Genomic DNA, 13,706 nt, shown 5'->3' with positions numbered 1-13,706 from the left:
TTTATTGTAACAAAAGACAGAATCGGGTGTGGCTGAAATTTTTGCATACACCTTTGCAACAAGTGCCGCTTCTGTCCCCGAACATGCAAACGGACCGCTTCCTTCACGTCGAAAGCGGCCCGTACATCCTGTTTTCTGTTATCTTCTACTCACGCGGACGCCCGTTGTTATCAGGCTCCTTCAACGATTGCAAGCACATGTAGCACATGATACCGAACAGTACCGTAATTACCATCGAATGGAACATGGTCGCGAACAGATTCAGCTTGTACAAAATCACCAGACCGCCGCTCACTACCTGCACCAGCACCAGGATGAAGCTGATGATGCTCGCGCCGTACAGGTCGCGTCGCGTATGCTTGAACGTGCGGATCGAATAGATCAGCACCCCGAGCAGCAGGATCGCCAAGAGAAGCGCCGCCAGCCTGTGTGCGAAGTGAATTCCTACCTGGCCGGACAATTCCGGTATGACCTGTCCCTGGCACAGCGGCCAGTCGCTGCAAGCCATGCTGGAGCCCGTGTGCCGTACGTACGCTCCGAGGTAAACGACAGCGTAGGCGTACCCGGTAATCCACCATATCCATTTGCGAAACGAGGGAGGAACGGGGCTTTGCACCATGCTGTTCATCCGATCCCGCTGCAAGACAAACAGCGTCAAGAGAAACACACCGCTGTAGGCGAGCAATGAGAAGCCGAAATGAAGCGCCATGATCGGCGAAGACTGCGGCCAGATGACGGCAGACGCTCCCAGGATTGATTCCAGCACGATAAAAAACAAACCGAATATAGCCAGAGCGCGTACTTCGCGATTGCCGCGATAATAGCGCCAACTAAGTACGGAGAACAACACGACGATAATTCCGGCAATTCCGGTTGTCAGACGATGCGTGTACTCCACGATCGAGGCCAATGTATACTCCGGAACAAATTTGCCGTTGCACAGCGGCCATTCGTTCCCGCAGCCAAGACCCGAATCCGTCTTGGTTACCAGTGAACCAGCTACCATGACGATAAACATGACGAGAGTAGAGAGAACGGCTAATGGTTTCAGCCATTTTTCCATAGTCGATTCACCCTGTTTCTGTAGAGAATTGAGGACCAATAGCCTGGGCCTCACGTACGTTCCTCTCTACGATAATGAAACATCCCTTGCCAAACAAGGGATGTTCCGTGAACATTTCGTGAGCTTTACGTGTCAATAATTGTACAACATTGTGCTGATCACGATTACTGCACAGAAAGCCGTCAAGTACAGAATGGAATAGCCAAACAGCTTCTTCGCCCAGGCCATGTCATCCTTGGCAGAAAAGCCCTTGTACAGCAACACGATATAGACCAGTCCCATGATCGCCATGACGATCAGATAGAAGTAGCCCACGTTGGCGTGGAGGAACAGCAACAGGGAAGCCGGGAACAGCACAGCAGCCCAGAGAAACATCTGTCGCTTCGTTTCCGCGAAGCCTTTTACTACCGGAAGCATCGGCAGGTTGCCCGCCCGGTATTCCTCCGTCTTCATCATCGCCAGCGCGAGGAAATGCGGCGGCTGCCACAAGAACAGGATCAGGAAAAGCAGCCAGGCAGCGAAGTCCATCGTGCCTGTCACCGCCACCCAGCCAATGACCGGCGGCACGGCGCCAGAGACGCCGCCGATGACTGTATTCAGTGTCGTCACGCGCTTCATAGGCGTGTAAATCAGCACGTAAAAAATATGTCCAATCAAGCCCCATACTGCGGCCAGTGGATTGGCGTACACAGCGAGCACCGCCAAGCCTGCCAGCAGCAAGCCAATCCCCAACAGCAGCGCATTGCGGGTAGAAATGCGGCCGTTGGCGATCGCACGGTTCATCGTCCGCTTCATCTTCAAATCCAGATCGCGGTCATAGTAGTTGTTCAGCACACAGCCTGACATAATGATCAACGCGGTGCCGACCAGGGTAAGAATCGCCAGCTTCCAGTCGGGAAAACCGAAAGAAGCCAACCATAAAGCAGCAAACGTGGTCATCGAATTGGAAATCGTAATGCCTGGTTTGGTAACCTGCACGTAATCGCGCCAGGTAGCCCGCTCATTCGTACCGGCATCGAGCGCTTCCTGCTGCATCGTCACTTGTTGGTCCACGAGTTGAACCTCCTGTCTGCATCTATTTCAAACATCCAATCAGCCATGATTCGAGCAAACGGCAAACCAGCTTTTATTGTAGCCAACCGCCGCAATCCGAGTCAATCGGCATGGGCAGTTATCTCTACCAGCCAAAAATGACGTCGAGTACACCTGTCGTATGTCCACCAGGGTAAATTACGTACAGCAGCAGATAGACTGTCACCCCGGTAACGGCCGTACAGAGCCAGATGACAGAGGACCACGGACCGATTTTCCGGTGCTTGTCAAACCGCTTCTTGTACGCGTATCGAAGCGTGATCAGACCCATGACACCACCCACGGTAGCGAGGATGATGTGAAAGATCAGGAAGATCTGGTAGATGATGCGGATGTCGTCTGGTCCGCCAAACATGGTGTTCCCGACAAATGCGGTACGGGACACGTACGTAATGAAGAAAAGAGTAGCAAAAATAGCAGCCCAATTCATCAATTTTGTATGTCTTTCAATTTTTCGCTTGGCAATCGCATACCAGCCAAACGCCACGAGAATTCCACTGATCGCAATAAACGTCGAACTGATCGTAGGCAACAAGATGGCCATGTCCTAGCACCTCATTTACGTATTGTTTCTATGACTTTTCCAGCACAGGGTGCTGCTCCATCGGCAAATCATCTTGCTTTTCACGTTTATACCAGTTGTAGAAGACATAAGCAAGCACACTGCCGTATACGGCTTCCTGCATCAACTTCATAATGATTCCACCCAGGCGCTGGTCACCGAAAGGATCCTGCCACAGGAACATGACAGGGGCATTGATGTAATGCTGGTAGAGCGGCTCGTTTGCAAAAATAATCAGCGCACAGGCTGGGGTAATCAGAACCCCGTTGGCAAAAATGTAGGCCACCTTTTTTAAGCCGGCCAACTGATGCTTGTTGTCGGAAAGCGGACTTACAATCGGCCACCACATTCCGAAAGCCGTCGCTACCAGAATAAAATGATAGACCGACATCAGCGTATGATTCGCCATCGCACCGTCAAAAATAAACGGCATGTGATAGAAGGAAAAGAGCGAATTGAACAACAGCGCCGCTACAAGCGGATGCGTCATCCCGTTCAAGAGGACGCGCAGCGGCTTGGGACGGAAGATTCGCTCCAGGAGCCATTCCGGCATCGCCAGCAAGACGAGCGGCGGCAAGGCAAAGTACAAGATCGATTGCTGCAGCATGTGCACGCTAAATAAGTAATGATGGCCGTAATACTGGATCGGACTCCCCTCGGCTGCATAGAACAGGATCAGCGCAGACACAAACAGCCAGCGTTGTTTGGTCGTTGACGGAGTCGCATCCGCAAACCGCTTGTGCCAGGGTCCGGTTATTGCAAAATATACGATCGCCAGCAGCAGTGTAATCAGCAGTACCCCAGGACTCCACAAATCAAAAAAGGACCCCATGCCTGCCATGTCATGCTGATGGTGTTGGTGATTCCCCATAGTATCCTCCCTTCTATAGTAAAAAGGGTGCCCTCTTTCCAACATCCATTATACCGTTGATAGCGCTCGCAAATCGATTGAAAAATGAACAAAGTGTTGACAAATCTGGATATGGAAAAAAGGGAAGCCAGACTTTGTCCGGCTTCCCTTTGCATATTTTACAGGCCAAAGGAAACAAATTTCGTTTCCAGATACTCATCCATTCCGTAACGTCCGCCCTCTCGACCGATTCCACTTTCCTTGAACCCGCCGAACGGCGCTTGCGTCTGCGTCGTCGAACCGTCGTTGATCCCGACGATTCCGTATTCCAACTGCTCAGCCATGCGGAAGCAGCGTTGATTGTCCCTCGTGTACACGTAGGCGGCGAGACCGTAGCGGCTGTCGTTTGCCTGCTGGATGACCGCGTCCTCATCGCGGAAGCGGATCAGCGGAACGACCGGACCAAATGTCTCTTCCTGGGCGATCTTCATCTCGGCATTTACACCGACGATTACAGTCGGTTCGCAGAAGTAGCCTTTTGCATACTCGCCCTCGGTCAACTGCTTGCCGCCGTACACGACCTGTGCACCCTTTTCTTTCGCATCCTCGATGTGCTCCAGGACTTTGTCGAGCGCCCGCTGATTGACCAGCGGCCCGATCTCTGTCCCCTTCGTCCGTCCGTCGCCGACATTCGTCCGCTTCAGTCGCTCCACCAGCTTTTCCGTAAAGGCGTCAGCCACATCTTCATGGACATAGAGCCGGTTGGTGCAGATGCACATTTGCCCCGAGTTGCGGAATTTGCTCTCGAACAGTCCCTTTACAGCCTCATCGAGATCTGCATCGTCAAAAACGATGAACGGAGCGTGTCCGCCCAGCTCCATGCTGACGCGCTTGACCTGCTTGGCCGCACCTTCCATCAGCAGCTTGCCGACGCGGGTAGAGCCGGTGAATGCGATCTTGCTCAGCTTCGGATTGTCCATAAACTCTCGACCGATCGGCTCCGGCTTGCCGATCACCAGGTTGACGACCCCTTTTGGAAAACCTGCCTGTTCAATCAGTTCAAACAGCCGGATGGCCGACAAAGGCGTGCTTTCTGCCGGCTTCAGCACGACCGTGCAGCCAGCCGCCAGGGCAGGAGCGATTTTGCGCGCGACCATGTTGACCGGGAAGTTCCAAGGCGTAATCGCACCGACTACCCCTACCGGCTGACGCAGCACCATGATGCGCTTGTTCGGGACAGAAGAAGGAACTGTCTCTCCGTAGACGCGCTTTGCTTCTTCAGCGTACCAGAGGAAGTTGTCGGATGCCCCCAGCACCTCCCCTTTTGCTTCGATGAGCGGTTTGCCCATCTCCAGGGTAATGATCTCCGCCAGTTCGTCGCGGTTTTTCTTTACCAGTTCAGACAGGGTGTACAAATACTTGGAGCGTTCACGCGCTGTCAGGCGCGACCAGCTCGCAAATGCTTCGTGCGCAGCGTCGATTGCCTTGCCAGCCTCGCGCTCGTCACCAAACGCAACGGTTCCGACGCTCTCTCCATTTGCCGGATTGACGATCTCCAGCGTTTCTTTGCTTTCAGCGGCGACCCATTCTCCATTGATATACATGTTCTTGCACTCTGCCATGACTTACTCCTCCCCGTCGATCAGTAGATTGGTTTTAGCGCTTCAAACGGATTTTTGCAGTGCCGGCAGTACAAAATGCTGCGGCAGGCTGCGGGACCAAACAGATTTTCCAGTTGAGTGTACGGCGAGTCACAGTAAGGACACGCCACTTCCCACGCGTCGCCCGGCCGGTAGTCGAGCGGCGGCGGGGCGATGCCAAAGCTGCGCAGCTTTTCCCGCGCATGAGGCGCAATCCGGTCCGACGTCCAGGCAGGATCGTACACAAAGCGAACATCCACCTCGCGTATCCCTTCTACCTGGACCAGTTTTTCCGCGATGTTCTTCTTCATAATTTCCAGTGCGGGACAGCCGACAAAGGTGGGCAGCACCTCCACCCGGGCGACATCCGCCTGGACGCTGAGCTTGTGGATCATCCCCATCTCGATCATGCTGATCACCGGTATCTCCGGGTCCTTTACCTCCTGAAGCAGCTCCCAGCATGCCGCTTCCTGCCGCTCGTACAGCGTGTACGGATCATGCGCCATGCAGATCACTCCTTTTACCAGCTTGCTGCCGGATCGATGCGGTACACCTCCGACAAAGTCGCCAGCGCCTGCTCCAGATCGGACGTATGCTCGCCGGCCCTTCCCCGCTGTACAGGTGTGCCCGGTTCGCCCGGCCAGACCAGCCCTACCTGGGTGAAATAGTCCTTCGTCCGAGCCAGCCACTCCTGGCGCAGCTTCTTTTCATCCGCGACCAATCCGAAACGGACAATCGCCTCTGCATGCGGTCCGAGATCGCTCAGTTCCCCTGCGTCTCCCCAGACGCGGTCGATCGCCGCCTCCAGCCGCTGACGAGCCTCCTGCGTGCTGTTGGCCAACTGCTTGATCCAGACCTGCCAGTGCATCATGTGGTAACGATGCTCAGTCAGCATTTTCCGGCTGATCTGCGCCAGCGGGACGTACGACGAGTGCAACAGCGCTTCCAGCCTAGTCTGTTTGAATACACCGTAGACATAGCTGCGTGCGATCGCGTACGCCCAGTCAAAATGCGGGTCGTCGTTGTAATCGCCGCTGCCGTTTTTGCGCTCGGTCAGTATCGCGTTGCGGAAGGCGGAAGCCGGGCGCAACTGGGCAAGATCGTCGGCCTTGCCCACGCCCAGTTGTTCGAGCATTTCGTAGAACATCACCGCGTGTCCCATCGTGTCTTGCGCCATCGAGGAAAACGCCACGTCCTCCTCGATATGGGGAGCAAGACCGAGCCACTCCGAGCCCCGATAGGCGAGGATAAAATCGTCGTCTGCAAGTTGAAACAAAAGTTCGTGCAATGCTTGTGCGTATTCCGGATTTTGTTTTGCCTGTTCGGCCGTCTCCACGCGTGCTTGATCCGCCATGCTTATACCCCTCCTGCCTGGCTGCTGCTCGCCTGCTTCAGCCTCTGTTCGTATTGCTCCTTGTGGCGACGCCATCTCGCCTGCAAGTCACCGTACCCTTTGGTCTCCCGGTAGCTTTTGTTGTCCAGCCTCTCCAAAAACGGGCGCTCCTCCGGCGGCAGCCCGTGGATGTCGTCGCGCTTGACGACCCACAGATTAAAGCAAGGCTCGCGTCGCAGAAAATTTTCCCGCGCCATCGTCAGCGCGACTTCCGCATTTGGCGCGAGCAGACTGAACTGATGCGTAAAGGAAGCGTTCACATTTTTCTGGCTAAACACTTCGTAGATAAAGAAGCTGTCGGTTTGGTTGGTTTGCATATTCATCCTCCTTCACCTACCCTGCCTGGCGCCCGTACGACAAAATCGCATCCCGCACCCACTTCGTCTCCTGATAGGAAATCTGGCGCAGTTGGAGGCGATGGGCACTGCGCGGGCCATTGCCCTTGACGATTTGCTTGAACTCTTCCCAATCCGGCTGCTGGTAGATCCATACGTCGTTTTGCTCATCGTAGCGAATGGTTTCATCCGGCAAAGTAAACCCGAGGTGGAAGATGCGCGGAACGTATTTTTTGAGGAATTCCTGGCGCAGCTCTTCGTTTGTCTGGGTCCGAATCTTGTAGCGCATATTGGCAGACTGGTTGCTCGTGATCACACCATTTTCGGGCGGTCCGAAGAACATCAACAGTGCCGGCCACCAGCGTGTGATCGACTCCTGCAGCATCTGCCGCTGCTCCGCCGTTCCTTCCGCCAGCTCGAGGACGATGCTCTCTCCGTGTTGGGCGTGGAATTTTTCTTCCGCGCAAATGCGGTGCAACGCGCGCGCGTATGGCGCATAAGAGGTATCGAGGGACATCGTCTGGGTGATGATCGCCGCTCCGTCCACCAGCCAGCCGATTACCCCTGCGTCTGCCCAGGTCGGTGCCTCCATATGAAAAACATTGTGAAATTTCAGCCTTTTTGCGAACAAGTCTTCCATCAGGTCTTCCCGCTTCTTGCCCAGAGGAGCCATCAGGTCTTCGGCGACGCGCAGCAGAAGCTGGCCGTGTCCCATCTCGTCCTGCACCTTGGCCATGATCGCCAGCTTGCGGCGCAGTGTTGGCGCTTTGGGCACCCACTCCTTCTCTGGCAAAGCCCCCATAATCTCGCTGATCCCGTGCATGGAAATCAGCTTGATGAGCTGGTTGCGGTAATCATCCGGCATCCAATCATCCGCTTCGATTTTTTCCCCACGGTCGATGCGCGCTAAAAACGCTTCCATTTTTTCGCTTTCGGTCAATTCCGAAAACTGTACCTGGGCTTGCATAGAAACAACCTCCTGTCCATATAATAACGAATTATTTATGCTACGTTTTTATGACGTAATAATAACATAACGTCATACGTTTTTCAATACGGAGGACGAGCCAATTACTCCATCTCTTCACCGACGACTGCCGCTTTCTGCAGCTCTTTGGCCATACGGCGCAGTTCCTGCATGACGGCATCCAGCTCCTGAATCCGGGTGGACTGCTGCAGGCTGCGGTTCATCGTCCGTTCCATCTCGCTCGATACGAGCTTCACCAGCTCGTTCATTTCATTGAGGATGCGGAAAATGTCCGATGCCGATGCAGAGGTCGTCAACGAGAGCTTGCGTATCTCCTCCGCGACGACGGAAAAGCCGCGTCCTGCTGTGCCTGCACGCGCCGCTTCGAGCATCGCGTTGAGCCCCAGCACATTGGACTTGGTCGAGATGTCGCGAATCAATTCGTTGATTTGCGAGGTCTCGGCAATTTTTTTCTCCATCTCGACCGCAGCCCCGCTCAATGTATGGCTGGCCTGTGCCAGTTCATGGGCTTCCTTGGACAAGGTGTCCGTGTGCCCGGCGATTTCGCTCACTGCCTCGGTCAGACTGTCCGCCAGGGCGCGCAGTTGATCTTCTTGATCCGTATTGACGCCCGTAGCCAGACAGCCTACGACCTGGCCGTTCTCCACGATCGGATAGCCGACCGCGATGTAGGGCACGCCGTACACTTCCTTGCCGATCTTCCTCACGATCCTTCTGTTTTCCGCAATCGCTGTGGCATTGATGCTGCCTGGGCGCAGCATGTCACCCACCTTGATCCCCAGATTCAGATTCGAGGCCGGATAGTAAGCCAAAAACTTTTCCCTGTCCGTGACCCCCACCATACAATCAAACAAAAATCCCTTTTGCAAAATCGGGGCAACTGCCAGAAGGCTGTTCAATATTTGCGACACTCTCTTTCCCTCCTCTCACGAAAACGGCTATTCTCTCCGCATGTTGAGCTACGTGCGGAAAGAACAGCCATTTCGCTTTCCTCCAGATCGTTTGCTGTTATGGCAGCACTTCGAACTTTCCGTCCTTCACCTGCACCATGATCATGCTGTCTTCGGTCAAGCCGTTGTGATCTTCTGGCGAGAACGAAAACTCCCCGGTAACGCCGACGTACGTCACGCCCTCCAGCACTTCTCCCAGCTTGGATGCGTCGCCGCCAGCCTGCTTCAATCCTTCCACCAACAGGTTCAAACCGTCGTAGCCGTAACCCGCAAAGCCGTCCGGCTCGGAATTGTAGGCCGCTTTATAGCCATCCACGAACTTTTTGATAATCGCCGCCTGAGGATCGTCAGGAGCCACCTGATCCGGTACGAGCAGCTTGCCCGCTACCATCAGCACGCCTTCACCCGCATCGCCGACCAGCTCCAAAAACTTGCTGTTGGCAGAACCGTGGCTGCTGATCAGTGGAATCGTCAGACCGAGTTGCTTCGCTTCCTTTACGATCGTCGCTGGACCCGGATTGGTTCCGGCAAAAATCAGCGCCTCCGCGTCAGTCCCTTTGATTTTTGTCAATTGCGAGCTCATCGACGGGTCTTGCGTGCCGTATTTTTCTTCCGCCACAATGGTAATGCCGTACTCCGGCGCGTACTTGTGCAATTGCTGTGTCCAGCCGCTGCCGTACGGATTGCTGTCGTTCAAAATAGCGATTTTGCTGATGCCTTGCTCTTGCAGGTACTTGTAGATACGCTTTGTTCCGTGGACGTCCGTGTGCGGTGTCTTGAAAATGCCCGGACGAACCGGATTGGTCACCTGGTCGGCAGCAGCCATGGAGATCATCGGCAGCCCCTCCCCATCGGCGAACTCCGCCATCGCCAGCGATGGACCGCTGCCTGAGGAGCCGAGCACTGCGACGATCTTGTGCTGCGATACCAGCTTGCGAATCGCCTTGACTGCTTCGGTATTGTCGGATTTGTCGTCTTCAATGAACACTTCAATCGGACGGCCGTCGATGCCGCCAGCCTCATTCAATTCCTTGGCCAGCAGTTCCACTGCCTGCTTTTCCGGCACACCCAGCGGGCTGTTTGCTCCCGTCAGCGAGAAGATCGCGCCGATGCGGATCGGCTCCTTGCTCTCTTCCCCTGCGGCTTCGCCTTGGGTTTGCGAGCCGCCGCCGCTAGACGACGTCTGCCCCCCGCTGCCACATGCGCTCAAGAGAACGAGCGAGGCAAGTGCCAACGGATAGAACCATTTCCTGAATGGACGTTTTTGCATGGTGATACCCCCTAAATTTGTGTACGGTTATGGATCAAACTGCTTCGTGGGCATATCCCAGGTAAGCAGACTGTACCCGTGGATCATTGCTGATCTGTTCCGACGTTCCTTCCAGCATGACCGTGCCTGTATTGAGCACGTAAGCCCGGTCGGAAATCGCCAGTGCCGCCCGCGCATTTTGCTCGACCAGCAAGACCGTCGTCCCCCACTCTGCGCGGATTTCCTGGACGATCGTCAGTATTTCCTTGGCGATCAGGGGAGCCAGCCCCAGCGAAGGCTCATCCAGCAGCAGCAGCTTCGGCTTGGAGAGCAGCGCCCGGCCAATCGCCAGCATTTGCTGCTGTCCGCCCGAGAGCGTACCGCCGAGTTGCCATTTCCGTTCCTCCAGAATCGGAAAGCGCTGATACACCGTCTCCATTTCGCGAGCGATCTCCTTTTTGCTCGTCTTCGGCATCCGGTGCGATGCCCCCAGCCACAGATTGTCCTCTACCGTCAGCGTGGCGAAAATCTGCCTGCGCTCCGGCACATGCGCCATTCCTCGGCCCACCACCACCTCGGCGGGCAGGTGGAAAATATCCTCGCCGCGGAAACGGACACTGCCTTCCTTGCTGCTGTGCAAGCCGCAAATACAGTTCAGCAGCGTCGTCTTGCCCGCCCCGTTGGAGCCGAGCAAAGAGACGATTTCCCCCTCGTTGACCTGCAGGTTGATGCCGTGCAGGACTTCCACCGGACCGTAACGGGCCTTGATGCCCTCTACTTCCAAAATTGCGTTTTGCATCGCGCTGCCCCCTCTCTCATTCTTCGCCTGTTCCCAGGTACGCTGCGATTACGGCGGGATTCTCCTGGATCTCTCGCGGGGTTCCCTCGGCAATTTTTGCCCCCTGGTCCAGCACGACGATCCGGTCTGCGATGTTCATAATCATATCCATGTCATGTTCGACCAAAAGAATCGCCGTCCCGTTTGTGCGAATCGATTGCAGCATGCTGCTCATCTCCGCGGTCTCTGTGTGGTTGAGCCCAGCCGCCGGTTCGTCCAGCAAAAGCAAGCGCGGCTCGGCGACCATCGCCCGGGCGATTTCCATCAGGCGCAGCTTTCCGTACGGCAAACTGCCTGCCGTCCAGGTCGCAAGCGACTCCAGCCCGACATTCGCCAGCCAGCGATGCGCCTGCTCTCTCATCAGCCGCTCCTCCTCGCGCGCACGGGTGAGTTGCATGCCGCAAAGAAACAGGCTGGATTTGGTCTTGGCGTGCATCCCTACCATCACATTTTCCAGTACCGTCATGTCGTCGAAGGTCTGCAGGTTCTGAAAGGTCCGGGTAATGCCCATCTCCGCGTACTGATGCCCGGCCACCGATGCCATCGCCTGACCCGCAAAACGGATTTCCCCTTCTGAGGGCGGGATTACTCCCGACACCATGTTGAGCACGGTGCTTTTTCCGGCTCCATTCGGTCCGATCAGCGCCAGAATCTCCCCCGACTTCACTTCAAAATGCACCTGGTTGACGGCACGAACGCCTCCAAAATCGCGTGAAAGGTTGTGTACTTCCAAGAGAGCCGTCATGTTGTCGCCTTCCCTTCTATCTGCTGTTCCGGCTTGGCATGCGCTGCTGCCTTTGCCTTCGCTTTTTTCGCCCGTGCCTTTTCATAGGAGGCGCGCAGGCGCGGAACGAGTCCTTCCGGCATGAACATGATGATCAAAACGAGGATCGCTCCGAAAATAATCGTATCGATGTCCCCTTGCAGCCCGGGAATCACGCCGCCCAGCATGACCAGCCCCTCGCTGATGAAATTGATCAGGATGGTGCCGACCAGCGCGCCCCAGATACTGGTCATGCCTCCGACGACGACCATCGTCAAGAACTTGATCGACTCGTGCAGACCAAACGGCTGCGGATCGAGAATCCCCATGTAGTGGGCGTACAGCCCTCCGGAAATCCCGGCAAACATCCCGCTGACGACAAACGCGTTCAGCTTGAAGCGGCGAACGTCAATGCCCATCGAGGTAGCCGCGATTTCACTTTTGTGAATCGCCCGAAATGCGCGTCCGATGCGCGAGTTCAGCAGATTGAGCGAAAACAGCAGGACACAGGTGACGATTCCCCAGACGAGGAAGTACATCGACAGTCCAGTATCGCCAAAGAACGGAATCTTCGGGATGCTGATCATGCCGCTCGCGCCACCGGTTACCGGCTCCCACTCGGTAATCCCGATCTGCACGATATAGCCGAAGGCCAGGGTCGCCATCGCCAGGTAATACCCTTGCAGTCCGGCAATCGCTCGCGCCAGGAGGAAGGCGAACACCCCCGGAATGATGGCAGCAGCGACCAGGCCGATGAACGGAGAAAATCCTTGTTTCGCCAAAATCGCCGAGGTGTATGCGCCAATTCCCCAAAACGCAGCTTGTCCCAAAGAAATTTGACCAGCCAGCCCCATGACCAGACAGAGCCCGATCGTCACAATCGCGTGAAGGCCGATGACAATCCCTACAGAGCGGTAATACTCATCGGGTATCACAAACGGAAACAGAATCATCAGGATCAAATAAATGCCAAAGCCTTTTCCCCATTTTCCCAGTAGCTGCCTCATCACAATCCTCCTTTCCCCACGCTGCGTTCTCCAAAAATGCCGGACGGTCTGACCAGCAGCACCACGATCAACACCAGGAAGGCTATCGCGTCTTTCAAGCCGGAGCTGATGTAGCCGGCACCCAGAGATTCGACGACGCCGAGCAGGAATGCGGCCACGGCTGCCCCCAGCGGATTGCCCAGCCCTCCCAGGATGGCTGCGGAAAAGCCCTTGATCCCGAGCAGCACGCCGACGTCGTAGGAAGTGACGCTAAGCGGCGCGATGACAATTCCGGCAATCGCTCCGGTCGCTCCGCTGATCGCAAATGCAAGCATGCTCATCTTCGCCGGACTGATTCCCATCAGGCGGGCTGCCATCGGATTGATCGAGCAGGCATTGATCTTTTTACCCAAAATCGTCTTGTCCATCAGGTACCAGAGAAGCAGCAGGATGACCAATACAGAACCTAAAATCCACAGCCCTTGCTGGGCAATCGTGACCCCCATCATCGTCACAGGCTCATTGCTGGTGATCGGCGCAAGCGCAAACGCTTCTTTCCCCCAGATCAGACTGGCAAGACCGCGAAACAACGTGGAAAGTCCGATTGTCAAAATAATCAAACTTATTGCAGTAGCCTTTTTCACGTAGGCGATAATGTACTTCTGCAAAAGTATTCCGATCAGTGTAACGGCGAGGATCGCCACCAGGACGGCGACTCCGTACGGGAGATTCATGCCGATCAAGGCGACTGTCATCATCCCGCCCAGCATCAGGAATTCCCCCTGTGCCAGATTAATGACCTTGCTTACGCTGTAGATTGTGATAAATCCGACAGCAACGATTGCGTAAATACCGCCACTGACCAACCCGTTTGCGACATATTGCAGCAATTCTGTCATGTGTACCGATGTACCCCCTTTTGTCTTGTCTTCACAATCCCATTTGAAGCGCTTTCATTAAAAATAATGGAAAAATTATTTAAGAAAATAGCCCTAGC

At 55.2% G+C, this 13,706-nt stretch carries 15 protein-coding genes; all 15 read right to left on the bottom strand.

Translation table 11 applies throughout. The annotated features are described in order from the left end of the window. Window positions 1-145: 145 nt before the first annotated feature. Window positions 146-1,063, bottom strand: a complete 918-nt coding sequence (locus ACAF76_RS02880) for a heme A synthase (protein ID WP_400162547.1) — start codon at window positions 1,061-1,063, stop codon at window positions 146-148. Window positions 1,064-1,195: 132 nt separating this feature from the next. After that, complete coding sequence (gene cyoE / locus ACAF76_RS02875) at window positions 1,196-2,116, bottom strand: heme o synthase (protein ID WP_400162546.1); 921 nt, start codon at window positions 2,114-2,116, stop codon at window positions 1,196-1,198. Window positions 2,117-2,240: 124 nt separating this feature from the next. After that, window positions 2,241-2,699 (bottom strand): DUF420 domain-containing protein, encoded by a 459-nt coding sequence (locus ACAF76_RS02870; protein WP_400162545.1) that lies wholly within the window; start codon window positions 2,697-2,699, stop codon window positions 2,241-2,243. 28 nt (window positions 2,700-2,727) lie between these two features. Beyond that, complete coding sequence (locus tag ACAF76_RS02865; protein WP_400162544.1) at window positions 2,728-3,588, bottom strand: cytochrome c oxidase assembly protein; 861 nt, start codon at window positions 3,586-3,588, stop codon at window positions 2,728-2,730. A gap of 158 nt (window positions 3,589-3,746) precedes the next feature. After that, on the bottom strand, window positions 3,747-5,189 hold the full coding sequence (locus ACAF76_RS02860) for an NAD-dependent succinate-semialdehyde dehydrogenase (RefSeq protein ID WP_400162543.1): 1,443 nt from the start codon (window positions 5,187-5,189) through the stop codon (window positions 3,747-3,749). A 20-nt stretch (window positions 5,190-5,209) separates the two neighbouring features. After that, the gene (gene paaD, locus ACAF76_RS02855; protein ID WP_400162542.1) at window positions 5,210-5,713 is read right to left on the bottom strand and encodes a 1,2-phenylacetyl-CoA epoxidase subunit PaaD; all 504 of its coding nucleotides are present in this window, start codon (window positions 5,711-5,713) and stop codon (window positions 5,210-5,212) included. A gap of 14 nt (window positions 5,714-5,727) precedes the next feature. Continuing rightward, window positions 5,728-6,561 carry a 1,2-phenylacetyl-CoA epoxidase subunit PaaC gene (paaC, locus tag ACAF76_RS02850; protein WP_400162541.1) on the bottom strand — a complete coding sequence of 278 codons (834 nt, stop codon included), beginning with the start codon at window positions 6,559-6,561 and terminating at the stop codon, window positions 5,728-5,730. Window positions 6,562-6,563: 2 nt separating this feature from the next. After that, window positions 6,564-6,923 carry a 1,2-phenylacetyl-CoA epoxidase subunit PaaB gene (paaB, locus tag ACAF76_RS02845; RefSeq protein ID WP_400162540.1) on the bottom strand — a complete coding sequence of 120 codons (360 nt, stop codon included), beginning with the start codon at window positions 6,921-6,923 and terminating at the stop codon, window positions 6,564-6,566. Window positions 6,924-6,933: 10 nt separating this feature from the next. After that, complete coding sequence (gene paaA, locus ACAF76_RS02840; RefSeq protein WP_400162539.1) at window positions 6,934-7,902, bottom strand: 1,2-phenylacetyl-CoA epoxidase subunit PaaA; 969 nt, start codon at window positions 7,900-7,902, stop codon at window positions 6,934-6,936. Between the two features lie 104 nt (window positions 7,903-8,006). After that, window positions 8,007-8,834, bottom strand: a complete 828-nt coding sequence (locus ACAF76_RS02835) for a methyl-accepting chemotaxis protein (RefSeq protein ID WP_400162538.1) — start codon at window positions 8,832-8,834, stop codon at window positions 8,007-8,009. Between the two features lie 97 nt (window positions 8,835-8,931). Then, window positions 8,932-10,143 (bottom strand): ABC transporter substrate-binding protein, encoded by a 1,212-nt coding sequence (locus tag ACAF76_RS02830; RefSeq protein ID WP_400162537.1) that lies wholly within the window; start codon window positions 10,141-10,143, stop codon window positions 8,932-8,934. A 34-nt stretch (window positions 10,144-10,177) separates the two neighbouring features. After that, window positions 10,178-10,921, bottom strand: a complete 744-nt coding sequence (locus ACAF76_RS02825) for an ABC transporter ATP-binding protein (RefSeq protein ID WP_400162536.1) — start codon at window positions 10,919-10,921, stop codon at window positions 10,178-10,180. Between the two features lie 16 nt (window positions 10,922-10,937). Then, window positions 10,938-11,705, bottom strand: a complete 768-nt coding sequence (locus tag ACAF76_RS02820) for an ABC transporter ATP-binding protein (RefSeq protein ID WP_400162535.1) — start codon at window positions 11,703-11,705, stop codon at window positions 10,938-10,940. Next, window positions 11,702-12,730 (bottom strand): branched-chain amino acid ABC transporter permease, encoded by a 1,029-nt coding sequence (locus ACAF76_RS02815; protein WP_400162534.1) that lies wholly within the window; start codon window positions 12,728-12,730, stop codon window positions 11,702-11,704. Before ACAF76_RS02815 ends, ACAF76_RS02820 begins: the two co-directional genes overlap by 4 nt. Continuing rightward, entirely contained in the window at window positions 12,730-13,608 is an 879-nt protein-coding gene (locus ACAF76_RS02810; protein ID WP_400162533.1) for a branched-chain amino acid ABC transporter permease, read from the bottom strand. Before ACAF76_RS02810 ends, ACAF76_RS02815 begins: the two co-directional genes overlap by 1 nt. Between the last annotated feature and the right edge of the window lie 98 nt (window positions 13,609-13,706).

Source organism: Brevibacillus sp. TJ4 (genome assembly GCF_044627595.2).
GTDB lineage: Bacteria > Bacillota > Bacilli > Brevibacillales > Brevibacillaceae > Brevibacillus.
Note: the sequence above shows the minus strand (reverse complement) of the source record. Positions and strands in the feature narration are given on the sequence as shown.

Coding starts and splice junctions, on each gene's coding strand:
- ACAF76_RS02880 (WP_400162547.1), bottom strand. CDS start 1,063: ATGGAAAAATGGCTGAAACCATTAGCCGTTCTCTCTACTCTCGTCATG.
- ACAF76_RS02870 (WP_400162545.1), bottom strand. CDS start 2,699: ATGGCCATCTTGTTGCCTACGATCAGTTCGACGTTTATTGCGATCAGT.
- ACAF76_RS02865 (WP_400162544.1), bottom strand. CDS start 3,588: ATGGGGAATCACCAACACCATCAGCATGACATGGCAGGCATGGGGTCC.
- ACAF76_RS02860 (WP_400162543.1), bottom strand. CDS start 5,189: ATGGCAGAGTGCAAGAACATGTATATCAATGGAGAATGGGTCGCCGCT.
- paaD (WP_400162542.1), bottom strand. CDS start 5,713: ATGGCGCATGATCCGTACACGCTGTACGAGCGGCAGGAAGCGGCATGC.
- paaC (WP_400162541.1), bottom strand. CDS start 6,561: ATGGCGGATCAAGCACGCGTGGAGACGGCCGAACAGGCAAAACAAAAT.
- paaB (WP_400162540.1), bottom strand. CDS start 6,923: ATGAATATGCAAACCAACCAAACCGACAGCTTCTTTATCTACGAAGTG.
- paaA (WP_400162539.1), bottom strand. CDS start 7,902: ATGCAAGCCCAGGTACAGTTTTCGGAATTGACCGAAAGCGAAAAAATG.
- ACAF76_RS02830 (WP_400162537.1), bottom strand. CDS start 10,143: ATGCAAAAACGTCCATTCAGGAAATGGTTCTATCCGTTGGCACTTGCC.
- ACAF76_RS02825 (WP_400162536.1), bottom strand. CDS start 10,921: ATGCAAAACGCAATTTTGGAAGTAGAGGGCATCAAGGCCCGTTACGGT.
- ACAF76_RS02820 (WP_400162535.1), bottom strand. CDS start 11,705: ATGACGGCTCTCTTGGAAGTACACAACCTTTCACGCGATTTTGGAGGC.
- ACAF76_RS02815 (WP_400162534.1), bottom strand. CDS start 12,730: ATGAGGCAGCTACTGGGAAAATGGGGAAAAGGCTTTGGCATTTATTTG.
- ACAF76_RS02810 (WP_400162533.1), bottom strand. CDS start 13,608: ATGACAGAATTGCTGCAATATGTCGCAAACGGGTTGGTCAGTGGCGGT.